Below are 21,492 nucleotides of genomic sequence, written 5' to 3'. Positions count from 1 at the left end.
CCGCCGTCGTCGTCGGCCATCCCGTGGGCCGCGGTCGCGGGGAGCCGGTCCCAGGTCGCGGGCATGACCCTCTCCTCTGCGTGCGTCGGTCCACATAGTGACCAAATATTGAGATCACTGTCCCGCGATATGACCAGACGTGTAACCTCCCCGTGAAGTTCGCTGCGGTCTGACCATGGGTCCGGTCGCAGACCCTCCCCCGCGGGGCCCGCCTCGGCCACCGCGAACGACGCTAAGGAATCCCATGTCAACCACTGTGGATCACTCCGGCGACCCGGACCCCGTGATCACGGACCCGATCGGAACCGCCAAGACGCTGCGCAACCGCGTCCGCGCGGCGTCGCTGGTCGGAACCACCATCGAGTTCTACGACTTCTACGTGTACGCGACCGCCGCCGTGGCCGTGTTCCCCGCCCTGTTCTTCACGGGCGAGAACGACACCGCGAAGCTGCTGGCCTCGATGGCCACGTTCGGCGCGGCGTTCGTCGCCCGCCCCATCGGTTCCGTGCTGTTCGGTCACTTCGGGGACCGGGTGGGCCGCAAGGCAACCCTGATCGGCGCCCTGTTGACCATGGGCATTGCCACGTTCCTGATCGGCCTGCTGCCGACCTACTACTCGATCGGCCTGTGGGCGCCCATCATCCTGACGGTGCTGAGGTTCTGCCAGGGCCTGGGGCTCGGCGGCGAATGGTCCGGGGCGTCCCTGCTGGCCACGGAGTACGCCGAAGACGGCAAACGAGCCCGCGCGGCCATGTGGCCCCAGTTGGGTGCGCCGTTCGGGTTCATCCTGGCCAACGGGTTCTTCCTGGTCCTCACCGTGATCATGGGCTTCACCACCCTGGCAGACAGCGGATCCAGCCACGCGTTCCTGACCTGGGGCTGGCGCATCCCGTTCATCGCCTCCGTGATCATGGTGATCGTCGGCCTCTACGTGCGTTTCTCCCTCGAGGAGACCCCGGTGTTCAAAAAGGCCGTGGAACGCGCGGAGCCGGTCAAGTCGCCCGTGCTGGAAGTCTTCAAGACCTCTTGGCTGCAGATCATCCAGGGCACGTTCATCATGCTGGCCACCTACGTGCTCTTCTACCTCATGACGGCCTGGATCCTGTCCTACGGCATCGGCTCCGCGTCCGTGGGCGGCCTGGGCATCGCCTACCGCAACTTCCTGGTCATTCAGCTCATCGCGGTGCTCATGTTCGCGGCCATGGTCCCGGTCTCCGGCTGGCTGGCCGACAAGTACGGACGTCGTTCCTCGCTGCTGGTCATCACCGCGCTGATCGTGGCCTTCGGGCTGGTCTTCGGCTGGTTCATCGCACCGGAGAACCTGGGAACCGGTGAGAACCTGAGCCTGGTACGCCTGGTGGTGTTCCTGGCCGTCGGCATGGCGCTCATGGGCCTGACCTTCGGTTCCATGTCGGCCGTGCTTCCGGAGCTGTTCCCCACCAACGTGCGTTACACGGGTTCGGGGATCGCGTACAACGGCGCCTCCATCCTGGGTGCGGCGCTCACCCCGTACGCCGCGGTGTGGCTCAACGCCAAGTTCGGCGTCTCCGCGGTGGGCATGTACCTGTCGGCGGCCGCCGTCATCACCTTCGTGGCCCTGTGGTTCTCCCCGGAGACCCGCCACGTGGACATGGTCGAGGTCGGCAAGAAGTAACCTTCCCGACTTTCCCCGCGCCGAGTGCGCAGTTTGATCGCCCCTGAGTCAGTGAGCAGCGATCGAACTGCGCACTCGGCATTTGTCATCCCCGACCACGGCGGGCGATGGCCTCGCGGACCAGGTCCACCACGCGCGGAGGCGTTCCCGGTGGGTCGAACGACCGCGGATACAGGTCGGAGATCAGTACGCGCACCTCGATCCATCCCGCCGCCTCCGTGGCCCGCTGGCGTTCGATGTCCCGGACGCGTTGGCGGTCGGCGTCGTGGTGCGGGCCCTCGATCTGCAGCGACACCTTGTCCTCTGGACGCGCAAGATCCGGCCAGACCGACCGATGCCCCGGGGCCCTGAGCTCGAGGTCGGTGACCCACTCCCCCAGCCCGTTGTCCTGGAGCACCAGACGCGCGCGGGTCTCGGCCGCCGAGTCCACTCCCGGCCGTGCCAGGGCCAACGCGGATCGCACTCGAGCCACGCCGCGCAACCCCGTCATTCGTGCCAGGTCCTCGGCGACGGCCTCCCGGGCCCGGAGCGGAGGCACACCCCGCAACGGGCCGTACCGGTGTTCACAGATCACGCCGTCCAACACGCTCACCAAAGCAGCCTGGTCAAGGAACCACGGGCCCCGCGGCCCGGCCGCTCCGGCCAGATCCACGAGGGTCCGGACGGGACCGGTGACTCCCACCCCGGTCTGAAGCACCCGGTCCTGCGGCGGAATCCAGGACCGATGGCCTCGCAGCCCCTTCACCCGGGGAGGGAGGACTTCTGTCCAGGGAGTGAGATGTATCGGTAGCGCAAGCCGCAACCGACCGGGGACCCGGAGCCCCAGCACCAGCGCCGCCGTCGTGTGGCTCGCGGCAGTCCCCGGATACGCGAGTTGCACGGCCGGCAGCAGGTCCATCAGATGCTCGACCGGGTCCGCCGGGAACACATGACCCGCGACCGCCCACACGTTCCGGAAGACCGATACGTAGCCCGGACCCAAGAGCTGGCCGCGGGTGACCCCGTGGGCGTACGCCTCCGCCGTCGTGAAACAACGGCCCCGGAGTCCGGCGGGTGGTGTGTGAGCGGGCGTGACCATGGGATGAGTACACGCGGCGCAAGCGCCCCGGGACCGTTTCGCCGCCCAGACGAGTACAGCCGCCCCTGCCCGACCACCCGCCGGGCACCTGTGGAGCCGAGATTCGCGCCGAGTGCGCAGTTTGATCGCCGCTGAAACAGTCCGCGGCGATCAAACTGCGCACTCGGCGCGGGGACAGTGTGAGTCAGGCCTGCAGGTGGTGCAGACGCCGAGCCGCCTCGGAGATCGACCCGGACAGGGACGGGTACACCGTGAAGGTCTCGGAGAAGTCGTCCACCGTGAGGCCCTTGGAGACGGCCACGGAGATCGCGAAGATCAGCTCGGAGGCGCGCGGGCCCACCACCACGCCGCCGATGATCGTGCCGGGGCCCTTGCGGGCGAACAGCTTCACGAAGCCGTCCTCCACCGCCATCATCTTGGCACGGGCATTGGTGGCCAGGTCCAGCTTGATCACGTCCGCGGAGTAGATCCCGTCCTTGATCGCCTTCTCCGACACACCCACGGAGGCGATCTCCGGGGAGGTAAAGATGTTGGAGGCCACCACGGAGGTACGCAGCGGCTGGACGGCATCGCCGAGCACATGAGCCATGGCGATGCGGCCCTGCATGGCGGCAACGGAGGCCAGCGGCAGGACACCCGTGCAGTCACCGGCCGCGTAAATGCTGGGCACAGACGTACGGGAAACCCTGTCCACCGCGATGTGGCCGGAGTCCTCCAGGCGCACGCCCACTTCTTCGAGTCCGATGCCCTCCGTGTTGGGGATCGACCCAACAGCCAGCAGGCAGTGGGAGGCCGCGATCTTGCGGCCGCCGGTGAGGGTGACCACCACGCCGTCGTCGGTACGTTCCACGGCTTCCGCGCGGGACCGAGAGACCACGGTGAGCCCGCGGCGCTCGAAAACGCTCTCCAGCACCTCGGCCGCGTCGGTGTCCTCGCCCGGCAACACCTGGTCCCGGGAGGAGACCAGGGTGACCTTGGCGCCGAGTCCGTTGTAGGCGGAGGCGAACTCAGCACCGGTCACGCCGGAGCCCACGACCACCAGGTGCTCGGGGATCTCGGTCATGTTGTAGACCTGCGTCCAGGTCAGGATGCGCTCGCCGTCCGGCTGAGCGTTGGGCAGGGTCCGCGGATGAGCGCCGACGGCGACCAGAATGGCGTCGGCCGCCAGGTCGTACTCCATGCCGTCGGCGGCCTTCACGTGCACGGTGTTCGGGTCGGCCAAGGAGCCGACCCCGTCGACCACTTGCACACCTTCCTTCTCCAAGCCGCGGCGGATGTCGCGGGACTGGGTGGCGGCCAGGCGGAGCAGCCGCGTGTTGATGGTCTGCAGGTTCGCCGCGAGCCCCTGGACCTCCGTACCGTCCTGGGGCCCACCCACGAAGTGCACGCCCAGGTCGCGGACCTCGTGGAAGCGGTGGATGGTGTCGGCGGAGGCGATCAGCGTCTTGGAGGGCACGACGTCGGTCAGCACCGCGGCACCGCCTGTGCCCTGACGTTCGATCAGGGTGACTTCCGCCCCCAGTCCGCGGGCGTGCAGGGCAGCCTCGTAGCCACCCGGGCCACCACCGATGACGACGATCTTCTTCTGGGGAGTTTCCGCGCTTGAGCTCACCGGGTCATTGTGTCAAACATACAAGGACCCGGACATCGTGGGGCCCGTGCAACCGTGCAGGACAGCCCCGAGTCGTCTACCGCAGGATTCTTCACCGGACCAATGAGGAACTTGAAAGTTGACTGGTAATTGGTCAGTGTGGTCGAGTCCAATTCGCGACAGTTAGGTACACAATGACCTCCTCGGCCCAACCCCCGCATTCCGCGGGCGAGCCTCAGGACGACTCGGACAAGACCCCCCTGCAGCACGAACACGACGTGGCCCTCGCGACCCACGACGAGGATGCCCCTACGGAGGACACCCCGACAGAGGCACCCTCCACAGCGGACACCACCGCAACGGACACCGCCACGATCGACGCGGACGAGGCCGCCCTCGCCAGGCACGAAGAGCTGTCCGTCCCGGCATCAGAACAGATCCGGGCGGAGGACAGCGACGACGAAATCACGGAGAAGCTCCGCGCGCAGGGCGTCAAGATCGGCAAGTTCGGCATCGCCCCCCGGGTGTTCTGGCCATCGATGCTCGTGATCCTCGCTGTCGGGTTCGTGGGAGTCGCCTTCCCCGAGCGGACCGGAACCGTCTTCACCTCGGTCCAGGGTTGGATCGTGTCCACCCTGGGTTGGTACTACATGCTGATCGTGGGCGGATTCGTCGCGTTCACCGTGGTCGTGGGCCTCTCCCGTATGGGCGACATCCGGCTCGGCCGTGACGACGAGGAACCCGAATTCGGGGTGTTCTCCTGGTTCGCCATGCTGTTCGCGGCGGGCATGGGCATCGGCTTGGTGTTCTACGGCGTGGGTGAACCTCTCACCTATGCAACCGTCTCGCCCAAACCGGGTTGGGAAGGCAGCGAGGCCGAATTGCAGGGCCTGGCCATGGCACAGACCTTCATCCACTGGGGCCTGCACCCATGGTCCATCTACTCGGTGATCGGTCTGGCCCTGGCATACGCCATCCACCGTCGCGGACGCCCGGTGTCGATCCGATGGGCGCTCGAGCCCCTGCTCGGCTACCGGGTCAAGGGCTGGATGGGAGACGCCATCGACATCCTGGCGATCTTCGGGACCGTATTCGGCGTGGCCACGTCGCTGGGCCTCGGCGTGCAGCAGATCTCCGCGGGCATGGCGGCCATGGGCATCGTGGACTCGACGGACAATACCCTGTTGGTCATCCTGATCATCGTGATCACCTTCCTGGCAACGTTGTCCGTGGTCAGCGGGCTGGGTGCCGGCATCCGCTGGCTGTCGAACATCAACCTGTCGCTGGCCGGGCTCCTGTTGATCTCCATGCTCGTGCTGGGCCCCACGGTCTTCCTCCTGCAGAACTTCGTCGAGTCCTTGGGCGTCTACCTGGCCAACCTGATGCAAATGACGTTCGACGTCGGCGCCTATCAGCGCGGTGAGGAAGCCGCCAGCTGGTTCACCGGCTGGACCATCTTCTACTGGGGCTGGTGGATCGCATGGTCCCCGTTCGTCGGCGTCTTCATCGCCAGAATTTCCAAGGGTCGCACCATTCGACAGTTCGTCGCCGGTGTTCTGTTGGTTCCCACCATCGTGGGCTTCCTGTGGTTCGCCGTGATGGGTGGCTCGGGGTTGTTCCGCCAGATGTACGGCGAGGGGGACCTGGTCGCCGACGGCGCAGTCTCCGTGGAATCGGCATTGTTCCAGGTCCTGGACGGACTGCCCCTGGGCTCGATCCTCTCCGTGATCGCGATCATCCTGGTGGCCGTCTTCTTCATCACCTCCTCGGACTCGGGGTCGCTCGTCGTCGACATGCTCGCCTCCGGCGGCCACCCGAACCCGCCCACCTGGTCGCGGGTCGTGTGGGCGCTGCTCGAGGGTTTCCTGGCGACGGGGCTCCTGCTCGCCGGAGGCCTGGAGGCACTGCAGGCCGGCTCGCTCATCACGGCGCTGCCCTTCAGCGTCGTCCTGATCCTGATGTGTGTCTCGACCATCCAGGCCCTGGTCGTGGAGACACGGGCCCGTGACCACATCAAGCGGCGTCAGGAGATGGACAGGCTCCGCGACTACGTCACGGAAGAGTTGACCGGAAACCTCGAGGAGTTCCCGGAGTTCGAGTCCTACGTGGACCGGCGAATCGACTACCGCATCTCCCGGACCCGGGGTGTGTTCGCGCGCGGTCGCGGTCGGCAGCACGACAGGCCCGCCCGTTGAGGTTCGCTCTCAACCTCTGAACGCAAGCCTGGGCAACGGCCGGGGAACGGGCACCACGCCCGCTCCCCGGCCGTTGAACATTCCACGACACACATTTGTATTTGCATCTGCTAAGACTATGCTCGGTGGTGGCCCAGCATCCGTCCAGTTGCCATGAGGAGATTCATGCGTCCCCTTTCCCTCGAAGCCGGTGGCACCACCCGCAGGCTTGATCCGTGGCGACCTTGGACCGTGGGATCTTCGCAGTACGCGGACATCCAGGTGCACTCCCCCGCGGTGCAGGACATCCACGTGATCCTGCGGTGGAGCGGGAACTGCTGGACGGTCGAGGACCGCGGCACCCGCACCGGCACCGCCATGAACGGCTACATGCTCATGGCCAACATGGCCGCCATCATCGACGGTCGCGCCGTGCTCAGCTTGGCACCCAACACGGGGGTCCAGGCCGACGTCGTGGTCGCCGACGTGCCCACCGCCGAGCCCGTTCGTCCCTCCTCCGACGGGTACGGCTACGTCACCGGGGAGCAGGAACAGCGCCCCGCGGCGTCCAACCACCCCACCTCGGTGGGCAGCCCCGCTGCGGGTGCAGCCACCAGTGAAGACACGGGCAGCACTTCGACCTCCTACGGCGTCCTCCCGACGGCCGCGCGGGACAACAGCGTCGGTACCGACGCCGGAACCACCCATGACGACGTCGACGGCGGGGTCGCGGCCAGCATCGAACCGACTGTCGCCTCCATTCCCCTCCGTCGACAGACGGACGACGCCGCCCCCGGGACCAGCGGCGAGGACCCGTTGCATTCCGGCGACATTCCTGCCGCCTCCGCCGAGCCGACGGTCGCTGCCATCTCCATCAACCGCCGTTCCGCCGGCCTGGACGCGACCCCCGGACGCCCCGGCGAAGTCTCGCGGGATCCCGATTCCGATCCGTCCGAGTCCGACCTGGACGCCTCCGCGCCCGTCGTGGAGTCCCAACAGCGATCCTGGGTCAACCGGATGGACAATGCGGAGGTCATGCCCGCCCTGCCCAGCCCGGAGGACGAGCGGTCGGGCATGAGCCTGTCCCCCGCGTTCCGCGCCGCGGCCCCGGGTGGGTCGATCGTGGTGGGGCGCGACGCCTCGGCGGACGTCCTGATCGACGGTCTGCTGGTGTCCCGCCAGCACGCCCGCATCACCCGCACCCACGACGGCGCCACGATCACGGACCTGGGTTCGACCAACGGCACGTGGGTGGACGGCCAACGCATCTCTACGACCGTGCCCCTCCGGTTGGGCTCCCAGGTGGTCATCGGCGGTGTGCCGTTCCGACAGACGCCGAACGGGCTCTCCGAGCTCATCCGCGCCGAAGGCAACATGTCGATCGTGGTGCGGGACCTGACCTTCTCCGTCCCGGACCGCATCAACCCCAAGATGAAGCGCACGCTGGTCGACGACGTCTCCTTGGAGATCCCCGACCGTTCCCTGATCGCCGTGATCGGCCCCTCCGGTGCCGGCAAGTCCACGTTCCTGAACTGTCTGCTGGGTGACATCCACCCGGACAAGGGCAGGATCGAGTACCACGGCCTGGACATGGCCCAGTTCGGCCCGGCCCTGTCCACGCAGATCGGCATGGTCCCGCAGGAGGACGTGCTGCACCGGGAACTCACGGCGGAACAGATCCTGGAAGCCACCGCGGCCCTGCGTCTGCCGGAGGACGTGGACAAGGAACAGCGCAAAGCACGTATCGCGGCGGTGATCGAAGCCCTGGGGCTGACCGAACACGCGCGGACACCGGCCTCCCAGCTCTCGGGCGGTCAGCGCAAGCGCGTGTCCACGGCCATGGAGTTGCTGACGGGTCCGCGCTACCTGTTCCTGGACGAGCCCACCTCCGGCCTGGACCCGGACATGGACTTCGAGGTCATGGACCTGCTGCGTCGCATGGCCCACGGCGACGTCGGCGGCCGGGAGGGTTCGACCGTCGTCGTCATCACCCACTCCACGGCGAATCTGGATCTGGCCGACAAGGTCCTGGTGCTCGCACCGGGCGGATCCGTGGCCTACTTCGGCGATCCGGACGGGATGATGCCGTACTTCGAACGGTCGCAGAGCCTGGGGCCGCAGGTCCGGGAGGTCTACAAGGGCCTCAAGGAGGACCCCGCCCGCGCCGCCGCGGCATTCCGGCGGGAGATGTCCCAGGACACCCACGAACGCCTGTCCGCGCAGACCCCCTCCGGACCGCAGAAGCAGGTTTCCAGACGCGGCATGTTCCAGCTGGGGGTGCTGCTGCGGCGGCAGATCCAGCTCCTGCGCACGGACAAGTTCTCCGTACTGATCACCACCTTCATCGCCCCTGCCCTGCTGGCGCTGCTGGTCCTGGTGGTTCCGGGCGATCACGGTCTGACCTACCCGGAGTCCACGGAGTCCGAGGTCAATCAGCCCCAGATCCTGCTCATCGTGATCCTCCTGGCGGCGGTGGCCATCGGGCTGTTCCCCGCCTGCCGAACGTTCCTGGACGAGAAACGCATCTTCCTGCGGGAAGCTCGCACCGGGCTCGGCGTGTGGCCCTACGTGGGCGCCAAGACGCTGGTCACGATCGTCACCTCCCTGGTCCAGTCCGCGATCCTGGTCTTCACGGTCCTGGCACTGGTCCCGGCCGACCCCTTCGCCTCCTGGGGGCCGATGTGGCTGGAACTGTGGATCGTGACCTTCCTGCTCATCCTGACGTCCTGGTTGCTCGGGTTCCTGGTCTCCGCGCTGGTGGGCCGCTCGGACGTGGCCATGAACACCGCGTCCCTGCTGGTGGTGGTGCAGCTGATCTTCTGCGGCGGGCTCTTCGCCATGGAAGGGGTTTCGGACACCGTTTCGCGCGTGGTTCCCACCCGGTGGGCCTACGCGGCCATGGCGCAGTCCGGTGACCTCAACGAGATCGTCCGCACGGCGGCCGTCGCCCTTCCCCAGGAGGAGGCCAACGACGACGCGCAGGCCAAGCACGACGACGCCGTGACCGCCGCCGAAGAACAGGGCCTGCCGGAACCCGAGCCCTTGGACCTCCCCGAGGTCGACACCTCCAGCGCCGTGCTGGACCCGCTGTGGAACCAGGGCACCGTCATGTGGTGGGGTTCCACGGGCATCACCGCAGGTTTCGGACTGGCCTTCCTGCTGCTGTCCGTGCTGGCCATCAGGCGGGTCAAGAAGCGCAAGCGCTGAGGCGCGAACCGGCGCGACGGGTGGGGATGCGAGGGCATCGCCGCCGTTGCGCGCAGATGGCAGGATGGATCGTGACGACGCTCGCGAGCACACCGGGCCGCGCGCCGTCGTCGCAGACACGCCGCAATCCCCCAGGAGGCCGTTGCCGTGGTGGCACCCACCCAGTCCATCGATCCGTTCGACCTTGCTGCGCAGGCTGCCGACGCGTTACGGGAACGCACGGGAATCCAGACCCACGACATCGCACTGACCCTCGGCTCCGGTTGGGGTGGTGCGGCCGAACTTCTCGGTGAAACCGTTGCGGAAATCCCCGCCACCGAGATCCCAGGATTCTCCACGCCCGCGTTGGAGGGGCACGTGGGAACCCTTCGCTCGATCCGCATCGCTGGCGACGACGACGCCCCCCGGCACGCCCTGGTGATCGGCGCCCGGACCCACTACTACGAAGGCCGCGGCGTGCGCGCCGTGGTCCACGGTGTGCGGACGGCCGCAGCCGCCAGTGCCAAGACCATGGTGCTCACCAACGGATGCGGTGGCCTCAACCCGAGCAGGCAGCCCGGCACACCCGTGCTGATCTCCGACCACATCAACCTCACGGCCACCTCGCCACTGGAAGGTGCCACGTTCGTGGACCTCACCGATCTCTACTCCCAGCGGCTGCGCGATCTGGCCCGCACGGTGGACCCCACGCTGGAGGACGGTGTCTACGCGCAGTTCCCCGGCCCGCACTACGAGACCCCCGCCGAAGTCCGCATGGCCGGCGTCCTGGGGGCTGACCTGGTGGGCATGTCCACCGCGCTCGAAGCGATCGCCGCCCGCCACGCGGGCCTGGAAGTCATGGGCATCTCCCTGGTCACCAACCTGGCCGCCGGGATCCAGGAGACTCCGCTGTCCCACGAAGAGGTCGTGGAGGCCGGCCGCGCCGCCGGACCACGGATCGCGAAACTGCTGGCCGAGATCGTGCGGGGGGTCAAGTGAACACCGCATCAGACCCGACCCACGGTTCCAGCAACGCAGCCGGTGCCGCCGAGGCACTGCTCACGGCCGCCCGGGACTGGATCGCCCAGGACCCTGATCCGGAGACCCGTGACGAACTCCGGCAGTTGCTGGACGCAGCCACGGAACTCCCCGCCGAGGACGCCGACTCGACGGCCGCCCCCACCGGGGATCCGGCGGCGGGCGCGGGCTCTCCCGGGGAACTCGCGGCGCAGGCGGCAGCCCTGGACCTCGCGGAGCGCTTCAGCGGAACCCTTCAGTTCGGCACGGCCGGGTTGCGCGCCGAGCTGGGCGCCGGACCGATGCGCATGAACCGCGTGGTGGTGCAACGCGCGGCAGCGGGAGTGGCGGCACACGTCCTCGAGGTGACCGCGGCGACCACCGGTGCCTCGGCCGGCGCCGACAACTCAGGCAACTCGGCTGACTCAGCTGTCCCAGGCGACTCAGACGAAACCGGGAAGCCTCCGCGGGCGGTCATCGGGTTCGACGCCCGCAAGAACTCGGCCGTCTTCGCCCGAGACACGGCGGCGGTGTTCACCGCCGCCGGCATCGAGACGACGATCATGCCCCGCCCGTTGCCCACACCGGTCCTGGCCTGGGCCGTTCGGGAGTTCGACGCCGAGGTGGGCGTGATGGTCACGGCCTCACACAACCCCGCGGCGGACAACGGCTACAAGGTCTACCTGGGCAGCCGTGCCGTCGAAGAGTCCGGACGCGGCTGCCAGATCGTGCCGCCGCACGACGCCCAGATCGCCGCCCAGATCGCCCAGGTGGGTGATGTCCGGGAGATCCCCCGGGCCGACGACGGTTGGACGGTCTTCCCCGTCCTGATCGAGAACTCGTACCTCGACGCGATCGTCCCGGGCAGCACGCCCAGCCGCACCGCCCCGGCACCCGGGGAACCCACCGTCATCGACACCACGCCCCGTACGGACTCGCGGGACCCGAACGCCCCGCGGATCGTCCTCACGGCCATGCACGGCGTGGGTGGCCCCACGACCACGGAGGCGCTGGCCCGCGCCGGTTTCACGGATGTCCATCCCGTCCGCGAGCAGCACACACCGGACCCCACGTTCCCCACGGTGGCCTTCCCCAACCCGGAGGAACCCGGGGCACTGGACCTGGCCTTCGAGCTGGCCCGCTCCGTCCACGCGGATCTGGTCATTGCCAACGACCCCGACGCCGACCGCTGCGCCGTCGCCGTTCCCGACGCCGATCACCCGGCTGCCGTGGACGGCTGGCGCATGCTGCGCGGGGACGAAGTGGGTGTGCTCCTGGGGCTCGCCGCGCTGCGCAACCTCGGGGCCGATGCCGAGTCCCCGGTGCTGGCCAACTCGATCGTGTCCTCCCGCCTGTTGGGCCGGATGGCGCGGACGGCGGGAGTGGAGCACCGGGAAACCCTGACCGGGTTCAAGTGGATTGCCCGGGTCCCGGGCATCGTGTTCGGCTACGAGGAGGCCCTGGGCTACTGCACGCAACCGGACACCGTCCGGGACAAGGACGGGATCTCCGCGGCGGTTGCCGTCGCGCGGCTCGCCCAGCAGGCACGGTCCCAGGGACGCTCGCTCACGGACGAACTCGCGGAGCTGGCCGTTGAGCACGGGCTGTTCACCACGGACCAGCTCTCGATCCGGGTGGCCGACCTGGCCTTGATTCCGGAGATGATGACCGCGCTACGGGAACGAACCCCCACCGAGTTGGCGGGGTCATGCGTCGTCGAGGTCCGGGATCTGGCCGCCCCGCCGGCCGGATCCCCGCTGCCACCCACGGACGGGATGCTGCTGCTCACCGAGGACGACACCCGGGTGATCGTGCGCCCGTCGGGCACCGAACCCAAGCTCAAGTGCTACCTCGAAGCCGTCACCCCCGTGACCGGGACCGACGACGTGCCGTGCGCCCGGAACCAGGGCATGGCACGGTTGCAGGCCGTGGTGGATCAGCTGCGGGAGTTGTTCGGCACCTGATGCGCCTGACAGATCGACGATCCCACCGGCCGACCGGTACCTGACGCCCCGATGGACAGACTCGACCCACAACTGGTCTTCGACACCGTGGACCTCCTGGGTGTGTTGGCCAACGCCATTCTGGGCGGGGCCATCGCGCGCCAGTTGAAGATGGACCTGATCGGGTTCATGTTCCTTGCCGTCATGTCCGGGTTGGGCGGCGGCATGCTGCGCGACGTGCTGCTGCAGGTCGGCTTCCCCGTGGCCCTGACCAATCCGGCGTACCTGGGAACGGCCCTGGTGGGTGCGGTCGTGGCCTTTCTGCTGCACTTCCGTGGCAAGTGGGCGCTTCGCGTGCTGGTGGTGGCCGACTCCCTGTCCCTGGGGTGTTGGGCCGCCACCGGCACGGCGAAGGCGTTGAGCGTCGGCCTCAGCTGGCTGCCCGCCCTCATGATCGGCGTCATCACCGCGGTGGGCGGCGGCATGATCCGCGACATGTCGGTCGGCCGGGTTCCCCAGATCTTCGGCGGCAACACCCTCTACGCGACCGGCGCCCTGGTGGCCAGCATCGAAATGGTCATCCTCTACCGGATGACCCACCCCACGTGGGGCATGGCGGTGGCCATCGTCTCGGCCGCCCTGCTGACGGTCGTCGCGCGACGTCGCGGGTGGCGACTGCCCGGGGTGGGCAGCCTGGAGGTCCGGTTGCCCAAGGCCCCGGCGTTCCCCAAGTCCCGCCGGCGCAAAGGGCCCACAGAGGGCGCCTGAATCCCCTGAGCTGAATCCCTGGGCGGTCAGTTCCCCAACCGGCTCAGGATCGCCGTGGTGGCCGCCCGCACTCCGGTACTGAGGGTGGGCTCCTCGACCGGGGCGAAGAACGGCGAGTGGTTGACCGGCGTCGGTTCCTGCGAGTCCAGGACACCGCGGTCGTGCGCACCGAACATCCAGAACACCGACGGCACCCCGATGGCCTCCGCGAGCGCACCGAAGTCCTCCGATCCCATGAGCGGTGCCGACTCCACCACGCGGTCGGCGCCGAATTCCGCCTCGAACCCGCGGACCACCTCCGCGGTCGCGGCGGGGTCGTTGAAGGTGCGCGGGAAGTGCGAGAGTTCCTCGATCACCTCCTCCGGCGCCCCGGAGGCCTGGGCCTCCGCCATGATGATGCGACGCAGGGCACCGAGGACGACGTCGCGAGTGGCTGGATCCAGACTGCGCACGTTGAGCGTGAACTCGGTCGCGGCCGGGATGATGTTCTCCTTGAGCCCGCCGTGGAAGCTGCCGACGGTCACGACCGCGGACTCCCGCGGATCGACCTCCCGCGCGACCACGGACTGGATGCGGGTGACCATGAACGCGCCGAGCACGATCGGGTCCACGCAGTCCTGCGGTTGTGAGCCGTGCCCGCCCTTGCCGCGCACGGTGACCTTCCAGGAGTCGGACATGGCCAGGGCGTCCCCCACGGAGTAGGTGAGCGTGCCCGATTCCACCGGCATGACGTGTTGGCCGAACACGACCTCCGGAACGGGAGCCTTGTCCCAGAGTCCGTCGTCGACCATGGCGCGGGCGCCCGCCGCGGTTTCCTCCCCGGGTTGGAAGATCAGGACGAGCGTTCCAGCCCAGGTGTCCCGTGCACTCAGGAGAACTTCCGTGGCCGACAGGAGACAGGCGATGTGGGTGTCGTGCCCGCAGCCGTGCATGACCGGGACCTCGGTCCCGTCCGGCAGGTTCCCGGTGGCGGTGCTCGCGTACTCAAGGGCCGTGTCCTCCTGCAGCGGGAGGCCGTCCGTGTCGGCGCGGAAGGCGACGACGGGGCCGTCCCCGTTGCGGATCACACCGACCACACCGGTCCCACCGCAGCGGAAACTCTCGACGCCCAGCTCCGCGAGACGGTTCTCGATGAACTCCGCGGTCCGGTGTTCCTGCATGGACAGCTCCGGGTGTTGGTGCAGGTGGCGATACGTCCGGTGCAGAGTCTCGGTCTGGGCCTCGGTCAGGGTGGGGACGGACATCGTGGGGTCTCCTGGTGTCGGTGTCAGGGTCGGTTGCGGCTTCGGGGTCGGTATCGGTCGTGGCGGCAGTGGTGGCAGTGGCGGTGATGTGGACGAGGGTGGTCAGATCTCCGTCGTCGCCCCGTCGTCATTCCTGGATCGCAGCAGCCAGGCCAGGACGGCGGTCACCACGACGGCGAGCGCGGTGCCGAAGAAGGCCAACTGAGGTACCGCGGGGAGCAGCAGGAACACGACCGCCGCGGAGACCAGGCCAGCGATCAGGGCCACTCGCCACTGTTTGAGGGTCACGATGGCCTGGACCAGGACCGCGCCGAGCACGGAGGGCAGGATGTACACCTGCACCACGGCGATCACCTCGGGCGGGACGGCCTGGACCAACCAGGTGCCCAGCAGGCCCACGAAGATCAGCAGGGACAGCAGGTGGACCGCTGCGGCACCGCTGATGGCCATGACGGCGGCCAACTCTCCGCGGCGGGTACCCGCTTTGGCGTCGACGGCGGCCTGGGCCACCAGGGCGGAGGGCAGGAGCTTGTTGGAGATGTTGCCGATCATGAAGGCCTGGTACATCGAGGCCTGGCCCAGGATCGGGTAGTACGTCAGGGGCTCGACCACCCACAGGACTCCGAAGGTTCCCGCAATGGCCAGCAGGGCGACCCAGATCCGGCCGTGGTCCACGTCCAGGCCGCTGAAGAACACCAGGTAGGCGGGGCCCGCGAGCGCGAAGAACATCCCGGCAATCATGGTCAGGCGACCCCAGCGCGCCGTCGTGCGGTCGAACTGTTCGAGGTCTGCCGTGCCCTGGGACTCGGCCCGGGCGCCGGTGGATGAAGCGGTGGAGGTCATGTCTGCTCCTCTGTGACTGGGTCCCGGTCAGGCGGGAACGGGGAAGGCACCGGACTGGACGACCAAGTAGGTCACGATCAGTGCGATGAGGATGGCGATGCCGAGGGACCATTCCTTCATCCACTGGCGCTTGAGGACGTGGGCCACCCCCAGGCACGCGGCCATTGCCAGCGCGGAGGTCAGGAACGCGACGACGTGGTTTCCCGATTTGGGCAACTCCCCCAGGCCCAGGGCGAAGAACGCCGCCAGGAGGGCTGCCCCCGGCACCACGGTCATGATCGCCGGGTTCACCTTCCGCAGGCTGACGTCACCGCGCTTGAGCAGGGGCGTCATGATCAACGTGGCGATCATCCACATGGACCCGCCCAGGCTCATGGCCATGAAGGCCACCGCGAACACGCCCTGCGTGTAGGTGGGCCCACCCAGTTCGGCGTCCATGGTTCCGGCGGCAATGCTGGCGGCCCCGGTCTCGAAGGACACCGACCCGATCAGTCCGATCCGGACCAGCACGGCGGGAGCGCCGAAGACCGCCAACAGTGCGATGGCGACCAGCGCGACGGCCAGGGAGGGTCCGATGGCTGAGACGGCCCCGGCCCGGAAGGAGGTGTTGAGTTCCTTCCGACTCATGCCGCCCGCGGGGGCGGCCACCCTGGCGGCTCGGATGTAAATCACGGACTGGACGATGATGACGGCGAAGACTCCCAACGCGCAGATCCACAGCACGGGGAGATTGGCCACCTCCAGTATCTCCGTGGACGATCCGTCCACTGCTCGCTGAATCATGGGGCCTCCGGTCGGATGGGTGTTCGGGTGATTCCTGACGGCGAGACTGGTGTGCTGCACATCACTTTGCGCTGATTTTTCTGATTTACTGCATGAGAACCGGCCATTTATGAAGGATCGTGCATGGAACTTCCCGCCGAGGACCTGGAACTGGTCCACGCGCTTCAGATCGCTCCGCGCGCCACATGGACGCAGCTGTCCGCGATTCTGGGACGCCACCCGGCCACTTTGGCCGCACGGTGGGAGCGTCTGCGCACCGAGGGCTACACCTGGGTCACCGCCCACGCGGGGACCGTGGGCGGGGACGGGTGCGCGGCGTTCATCGGCGTCGAGTGTCTGCCCGGGCGCAGGGAGGAGGTTCTGGGGCGGTTGTGCGCGATGGCTCCGATCGCGACGGTCGAGGAATCCGCCCGCGACTGGGACCTGCGCCTCACGGCCTTGGCGCGTTCCTGGCAGGAGATGTCCCGCGACGTGCTAGCCGCCGTGCGCCAGGATCCCGGGGTGGCCCGGGTGCGCATGAACGTGGTCACCCGACTGTTCGTGACCGGCAACCACCTGCGGCTGGACGTCTTGAGCGCCCAGCAGCAACGCGACCTCCAGGCCTTCCATCCGCGGGCCACGCGGGAACCCGGGAGCACTCCCCCCGCCATGGATGCCCTCCTGCGGGTCCTGCAGAACGACGGGCGCGCCACGAGTGCCCAGATCGCCGAAGCCACGGGCAGCCACCCGACCACCGCCATGCGGCATCTGCGGCTGGCCGTCGAAACCGGCTTGGTCCATCTGCGCTGCGAGCTCGCGCAGGAGTTCTCCGGGTACCCCGTGGCCTGCCAGTGGTACGTGCGCGTTGCACCGGGCCAGCTGCAGTCCGCCGTGGAGTACCTGCGAGGTTTCCGAACCCTGCGGTTGTGCGCCTCGACCACGGGCGACACCAATCTCACCTTCTTGTTGTGGCTGCGTTCCCCGGAGGCCGTGCTGGGCGTGGAGTCGGGGCTGCAGTCCGCCGCGTCCAGCGTGCAGGTGGTCGAGTCCGACGTCGGGGTCCGCACCCACAAACGCATGGGATGGCTGCTGCGCGAGGACTCCCGGGCCACGGGTCAGGTGGTCACGCAGTGATCGACGACGGCCGGTGTTCTGCGGTTCCCCACTGCCTCGCGAGCACCATGACCCGGCCGTCGCGGACCTCCACGGGGTGGGTCACCAGGCTGTGGCCGGTATCGGAGAGACAGCGGCCGCTGAGCAGCGAATAGACCTCCTTGTACAGCGGCGCCGCGATGGTGGGTTCATCGCCTTTGGAACCCACGATGCCGCGCGCCATGGTGCACGTCCCGGTTCGCGGATCGCGATGGTCCACCGCGTACACGGTGTCGTCCGGCATGCGCACCAGCGCAACCTGAACACCGTCGACGCGGGCGGCGACCGCCACCGTTGGCTCGAGGTCCCGCAGCGCACAGATGTCGACCGCACGTCCCTTGACAGGCCGCGGATCGCGCAGGTTGGGCCCCTCCTCGCATGGGTCAGGCGGGATCTGCGGCAGATCGAGCCCGACACCGCCGGGCACCGGGCTGATCGTCGTGGCGTCGTACATGGGTATCTCCGTTCCGGGCCGGGTCCGGGGCACGCACCCCGGACTCTCGCGTTCCACTGTGCCGCGGGCGGATTTCACGACGTTCTCGGCCGTGTTGCAAGTGGGCGACGGCGATCTCACCTCGGGTGTCACCCGTGTGCGGCACTTTGCAACACGACCGCAACAGAGGTGAAAGGCCAGGGCAAAGGCCTCTTCCTACGGTGAAGTCCAGCCTTTAGTCCACAATCTCGTGCCGTCGTCCGTGATGCCACCGCACACCGGCCCGCTGCACTGGTTCCGAACGAGGAGACACTCGTGGCCCGATCGCCGTTCACACCGAGCAACCCCCAGCGCATCGCCGTCGTCGGAGGCGGGCCGGCCGCCCACCGCTTCGTCGAAGCCGTGCTCAGCGCGCAGGACCACCACGTGACGGTGGAAGTCTTCGCCGACGAGCCGCACCTGCCCTACGACCGGGTGCAGCTGTCCAAGGCACTGCCTGAACACGTGGATCTCACCCTGGGATCCGGGGCGATCTGGGCGGACCCCAGGGTGACGCTGCGGACCGGATGCAAAGTTCGTGAGATCGACCCCGGTGCCCGGTCGCTTCGCACGGACACGGGGCACAGTGTCGAATGGGACGAGTTGGTCCTGGCCACGGGATCGGATGCCGCGCGGCTGAACATCCCCGGCGCCCACCGCGCTTTCGTCTACCGGACCCTGGAGGATGTCGCCGCCGTCCGGGCCGAGGTCCGTCGGCTCCGCACCGCCCTGGGCCGCCCGCCCAAGGCAGCCGTGGTGGGTGGCGGTCTGCTGGGCCTGGAGGCCGCCGGTGGGCTCCAGGAGCTCGGAGCCGAGGCCACCGTGGTGCACTCACGTCAGTGGTTGATGAACGCTCAGCTCGACCAGGGCGCAGGCCAGGCACTCAACGCCCTGATCTCCCAGCGCGGTGTGGCGTTGCACATGGGAGAACGCCCCTCTGGCATCACGTTGGACAAGAAGACCAACGAGATCGCCGCCGTCGAGTTCGCCGAGTCCGCCGCACTGGCCGCTGACATGGTCGTGGTCTCCACGGGCATCCGCGCCCGTGATCGGTTGGCCCACAACTGTGGGATCACCACGGCGCCACGCGGCGGCATCGTCATCGACGACGCCTGCCGGACCTCGGCGGAGCACGTCTGGGCGATCGGCGAGGTGGCCAGTTTCGACGGCGAATGCGTCGGCCTGGTGGCCCCGGCCAACGCAATGGCCGAGATCGTGGCCGACCGGCTGGCCGGTGGTTCCTCGCGCTTCGACGGGTTCGACACCGCCACCAAGCTCAAGCTTTCGGGCGTGGACGTCGCCTCCTTCGGTGACGCCTACGGGGAGGCCGAGGGCTGCCTGGAGATCGTCTACGCCGATCCTGCCCGGGGCCTGTACCAGAAGATCGTGACCACCTCCGACGCCAGGACCCTTCTGGGTGGGGTGTTCGTGGGCGACGCCTCGCCCTACCAGTCCCTGCGCCCCCTGCTGGACCGGGACCTCCCCGCGGAACCCGGGCAGTACCTCTCGGCCGCGGGCGGGGAAGCCCCGGATTCCGAGCTTCCGGACGACGCCGAACTCTGCTCCTGCAACGGGGTGAGCTTCGGTGACGTGCGCAGTGCCGTCGCCTGCGGCGTGCACGAGATCTCCGAGTTGAAGACCTGTACACGGGCCGGGACCCAGTGCGGTTCGTGTGTGCCCATGCTCAAGAAGACCCTCGACCAGGAACTGGCCAAGGCCGGCCTGGAGGTCTCCACCGCACTGTGCGAGCATTTCGAGCTCTCGCGGCCAGAGCTCTTCGAGGCGGTCCGGTCCTTGGAACTGGACTCATGGGACGCCGTGCTGGAACGGTTCGGAACCGGCCTGGGCTGCGACATCTGCAAACCGGCGGTGGCCTCGATCCTGGCCTCACAGCGGGCACAGTACGTCCTGGACGCAGGCCGCAGCGGACTGCAGGACACCAATGACCGCGCCCTGGCCAACATGCAACGCAACGGGACCTACTCGGTGGTCCCCCGGATGCCCGGTGGTGAGATCACCCCCGACAAGCTGATCGTCCTGGGCGAGATCGCAAAGAAGTACGGCCTCTACACCAAACTCACGGGGGCCCTGCGGATCACCATGCTCGGCGCGCGATTGGAGCAGTTGCCCGAGATCTGGAAGGACCTGGTCGAGGCGGGTTTCGAGTCCGGACAGGCCTACGGCAAAGCACTGCGCAACGTGAAGTCCTGCCTGGGGTCGACGTGGTGCCGGTACGGCGTGCTGGATTCCGTAGGCATGGGGATCCGGTTGGAACTGCGCTACCGCGGTTTGCGCTCGCCACACAAGTTCAAGATGGGGGTTTCCGGGTGTGCCCGCGAGTGTGCGGAAGCCCGGGCCAAGGACGTCGGCGTGATCGCGACCTCCGATGGCTGGAACCTCTACGTGGGCGGCAACGGCGGCGCCACACCGGTTCACGGAGAACTTCTGAGCCATGTGGTGATGGTATCGGCTGTGTTGGGTAGGGCACTCTGACCAGCGCAAACGCAGTTGATGATGTTTGCTATGTCCAGCCGCTTTCGGCTCTCTTGCGGACTCCGTGCGGACCGGGGTGTGGCGCAGGGTACGGCTACGGAGCAAGGTGTTCCAGCAACTGCTGAAGCGCCAGACGCTCCGTAGATGGGCGCACAGTCACTCGATGGCGAAGCCACTCGATAGTCTCCGCCAACGCCTCCTGGTCGGCTTCGGGCAGTCCTGGCTGCGTAGACTCACGGACGCGTTGGACCTGCTCCATGAGCACATCTGCGCACTCCGGAACAGGGTCCAACACGCTCAGCGCATCCTTGATTGAGTTCGCCTTGATCGTTGGGTGGCCAGAGGGGTCGAACCACAAGCCCCGCAGCAGGCCAATCCGATACCCAGCAGGCCACACCGCAAGGTCATCCGATTCAAGGCACGGGTCCAGGCCGTCCCGCCGCACCACGAAGGTCTGTCGCATCACACGTTGACCGACCGCCACCCCCAGTTCCTGCTGGTGGTGCGGTTCGAGTGCGGGAAGGTTGGCCGCCTCCAACCGACGGCGAAGCACACCCGAGTGGAACGTCGCGGGCTCTTCGATGAGGTCGCGGATCAGGGATGTGGGCCTCCCCTCGGAGAAAAGGCCCAGTCGACGCACCGCCCATCGAGCCCATGTCAGGCCGCCGTCTAGCGCGAGGTCGACCATCTCTTCGCGAATGTCAGGCGTTCGCGCCCGTCCGTGACCTCCGCCGTATTGATTCCGGATGTTGCCCAAGTTGCGGGCTGTCTTGCATGCCTGAGACGCCACTGTGCTGAACTCTCCGCCCCGAGCGAGCGTGTGTCCTGGCTGCTCCGCCAGCAGAGTGTGCGCGCGCTTCACACATCCGTCCAGGGAGTCGTTCGGTTGGGCGGGCTCTCCCGCAAGGTCAAGGGCCACCCTTGCCACGGATTCCACCAGGCACTTCAGATCACTGAGCACTTGGCTGTCGTCCTCTGCCTCAAGAGAGCGGTGCAATCGGTCGAGTTCGGTCGAGATGCACTCCCAGTGGTCATCTCCAAGGAACTGGGGGCGCGGCAAGGCGAACCGCTCATATCTGTCTGCTGGCAAGCCTTGGCTCCTTCGCGCTTCTCAT

Annotated in this window: 15 protein-coding genes; 8 read left to right on the top strand and 7 right to left on the bottom strand. The window is 68.0% G+C overall.

From position 1 onward, the window contains the following. The first annotated feature begins 244 nt into the window (after positions 1-244). Positions 245-1,654 (top strand): MFS transporter, encoded by a 1,410-nt coding sequence (locus EDL96_RS07180; protein WP_123825112.1) that lies wholly within the window; start codon positions 245-247, stop codon positions 1,652-1,654. A gap of 85 nt (positions 1,655-1,739) precedes the next feature. Here EDL96_RS07180 and EDL96_RS07175 read toward each other — a convergent pair whose 3' ends face one another. Both EDL96_RS07175 and EDL96_RS07170 read right to left on the bottom strand, forming a co-directional pair. Next, positions 1,740-2,732, bottom strand: coding sequence for a hypothetical protein (locus EDL96_RS07175; RefSeq protein ID WP_123825111.1), 993 nt, complete (start codon positions 2,730-2,732; stop codon positions 1,740-1,742). Positions 2,733-2,916: 184 nt separating this feature from the next. After that, the gene (locus tag EDL96_RS07170) at positions 2,917-4,344 is read right to left on the bottom strand and encodes an NAD(P)H-quinone dehydrogenase (RefSeq protein ID WP_123825110.1); all 1,428 of its coding nucleotides are present in this window, start codon (positions 4,342-4,344) and stop codon (positions 2,917-2,919) included. Between the two features lie 173 nt (positions 4,345-4,517). Between EDL96_RS07170 and EDL96_RS07165 the strand changes: the two genes are divergently transcribed. From EDL96_RS07165 to EDL96_RS07145, 5 genes are all read left to right on the top strand, one after another. Then, a complete protein-coding gene (locus tag EDL96_RS07165) occupies positions 4,518-6,518 on the top strand; it encodes a BCCT family transporter (protein ID WP_123825109.1) in 2,001 nt (666 codons plus the stop codon). A 165-nt stretch (positions 6,519-6,683) separates the two neighbouring features. Beyond that, positions 6,684-9,704, top strand: coding sequence for an ATP-binding cassette domain-containing protein (locus EDL96_RS07160; protein ID WP_158609541.1), 3,021 nt, complete (start codon positions 6,684-6,686; stop codon positions 9,702-9,704). A gap of 150 nt (positions 9,705-9,854) precedes the next feature. Next, the gene (locus tag EDL96_RS07155; protein ID WP_123825107.1) at positions 9,855-10,682 is read left to right on the top strand and encodes a purine-nucleoside phosphorylase; all 828 of its coding nucleotides are present in this window, start codon (positions 9,855-9,857) and stop codon (positions 10,680-10,682) included. Continuing rightward, positions 10,679-12,664, top strand: a complete 1,986-nt coding sequence (locus EDL96_RS07150; protein ID WP_123825106.1) for a phospho-sugar mutase — start codon at positions 10,679-10,681, stop codon at positions 12,662-12,664. The genes EDL96_RS07155 and EDL96_RS07150 overlap by 4 nt, the downstream gene beginning before the upstream one ends. 51 nt (positions 12,665-12,715) lie before the next feature. Then, positions 12,716-13,411: a trimeric intracellular cation channel family protein gene (locus tag EDL96_RS07145; RefSeq protein ID WP_123825105.1), complete on the top strand. Its 696-nt coding sequence runs from the start codon at positions 12,716-12,718 to the stop codon at positions 13,409-13,411. A gap of 26 nt (positions 13,412-13,437) precedes the next feature. Here the strand turns inward: EDL96_RS07145 and EDL96_RS07140 are convergent, their stop codons facing one another. The 3 genes from EDL96_RS07140 to EDL96_RS07130 form a co-directional block, all read right to left on the bottom strand. Then, entirely contained in the window at positions 13,438-14,655 is a 1,218-nt protein-coding gene (locus tag EDL96_RS07140) for an amidohydrolase (RefSeq protein WP_123825104.1), read from the bottom strand. Between the two features lie 102 nt (positions 14,656-14,757). Then, positions 14,758-15,498, bottom strand: coding sequence for a hypothetical protein (locus tag EDL96_RS07135; RefSeq protein ID WP_123825103.1), 741 nt, complete (start codon positions 15,496-15,498; stop codon positions 14,758-14,760). Between the two features lie 27 nt (positions 15,499-15,525). Next, the gene (locus tag EDL96_RS07130) at positions 15,526-16,281 is read right to left on the bottom strand and encodes a DUF5058 family protein (RefSeq protein ID WP_123825102.1); all 756 of its coding nucleotides are present in this window, start codon (positions 16,279-16,281) and stop codon (positions 15,526-15,528) included. 123 nt (positions 16,282-16,404) lie between these two features. On the opposite strand from EDL96_RS07130, the gene EDL96_RS07125 reads away from it, so the two are divergent. Continuing rightward, positions 16,405-17,394 (top strand): Lrp/AsnC family transcriptional regulator, encoded by a 990-nt coding sequence (locus tag EDL96_RS07125; RefSeq protein ID WP_123825101.1) that lies wholly within the window; start codon positions 16,405-16,407, stop codon positions 17,392-17,394. Here the strand turns inward: EDL96_RS07125 and nirD are convergent. Next, positions 17,384-17,866, bottom strand: a complete 483-nt coding sequence (nirD, locus tag EDL96_RS07120) for a nitrite reductase small subunit NirD (protein WP_123825100.1) — start codon at positions 17,864-17,866, stop codon at positions 17,384-17,386. The genes EDL96_RS07125 and nirD overlap by 11 nt on opposite strands. A gap of 294 nt (positions 17,867-18,160) precedes the next feature. Between nirD and nirB the strand changes: the two genes are divergently transcribed. Next, positions 18,161-20,377 (top strand): nitrite reductase large subunit NirB, encoded by a 2,217-nt coding sequence (gene nirB / locus EDL96_RS07115; RefSeq protein WP_123825099.1) that lies wholly within the window; start codon positions 18,161-18,163, stop codon positions 20,375-20,377. Between the two features lie 94 nt (positions 20,378-20,471). Here nirB and EDL96_RS07110 read toward each other — a convergent pair whose 3' ends face one another. Further along, the gene (locus tag EDL96_RS07110) at positions 20,472-21,467 is read right to left on the bottom strand and encodes an abortive infection family protein (protein ID WP_123825098.1); all 996 of its coding nucleotides are present in this window, start codon (positions 21,465-21,467) and stop codon (positions 20,472-20,474) included. Positions 21,468-21,492 lie beyond the last annotated feature (25 nt).

The sequence above is a fragment of the Kocuria soli genome, from assembly GCF_003797835.1.
Classification (GTDB): Bacteria; Actinomycetota; Actinomycetes; order Actinomycetales; family Micrococcaceae; genus Kocuria; species Kocuria soli.
Note: the sequence above shows the minus strand (reverse complement) of the source record. Positions and strands in the feature narration are given on the sequence as shown.

Bases quoted from the DNA above. Each gene is read 5' to 3' on its own strand.
- EDL96_RS07180 (WP_123825112.1), top strand. From the start codon at position 245: ATGTCAACCACTGTGGATCACTCCGGCGACCCGGACCCCGTGATCACG.
- EDL96_RS07175 (WP_123825111.1), bottom strand. From the start codon at position 2,732: ATGGTCACGCCCGCTCACACACCACCCGCCGGACTCCGGGGCCGTTGT.
- EDL96_RS07165 (WP_123825109.1), top strand. From the start codon at position 4,518: ATGACCTCCTCGGCCCAACCCCCGCATTCCGCGGGCGAGCCTCAGGAC.
- EDL96_RS07160 (WP_158609541.1), top strand. From the start codon at position 6,684: ATGCGTCCCCTTTCCCTCGAAGCCGGTGGCACCACCCGCAGGCTTGAT.
- EDL96_RS07145 (WP_123825105.1), top strand. From the start codon at position 12,716: ATGGACAGACTCGACCCACAACTGGTCTTCGACACCGTGGACCTCCTG.
- EDL96_RS07140 (WP_123825104.1), bottom strand. From the start codon at position 14,655: ATGTCCGTCCCCACCCTGACCGAGGCCCAGACCGAGACTCTGCACCGG.
- EDL96_RS07135 (WP_123825103.1), bottom strand. From the start codon at position 15,498: ATGACCTCCACCGCTTCATCCACCGGCGCCCGGGCCGAGTCCCAGGGC.
- EDL96_RS07130 (WP_123825102.1), bottom strand. From the start codon at position 16,281: ATGATTCAGCGAGCAGTGGACGGATCGTCCACGGAGATACTGGAGGTG.
- EDL96_RS07125 (WP_123825101.1), top strand. From the start codon at position 16,405: ATGGAACTTCCCGCCGAGGACCTGGAACTGGTCCACGCGCTTCAGATC.
- nirD (WP_123825100.1), bottom strand. From the start codon at position 17,866: ATGTACGACGCCACGACGATCAGCCCGGTGCCCGGCGGTGTCGGGCTC.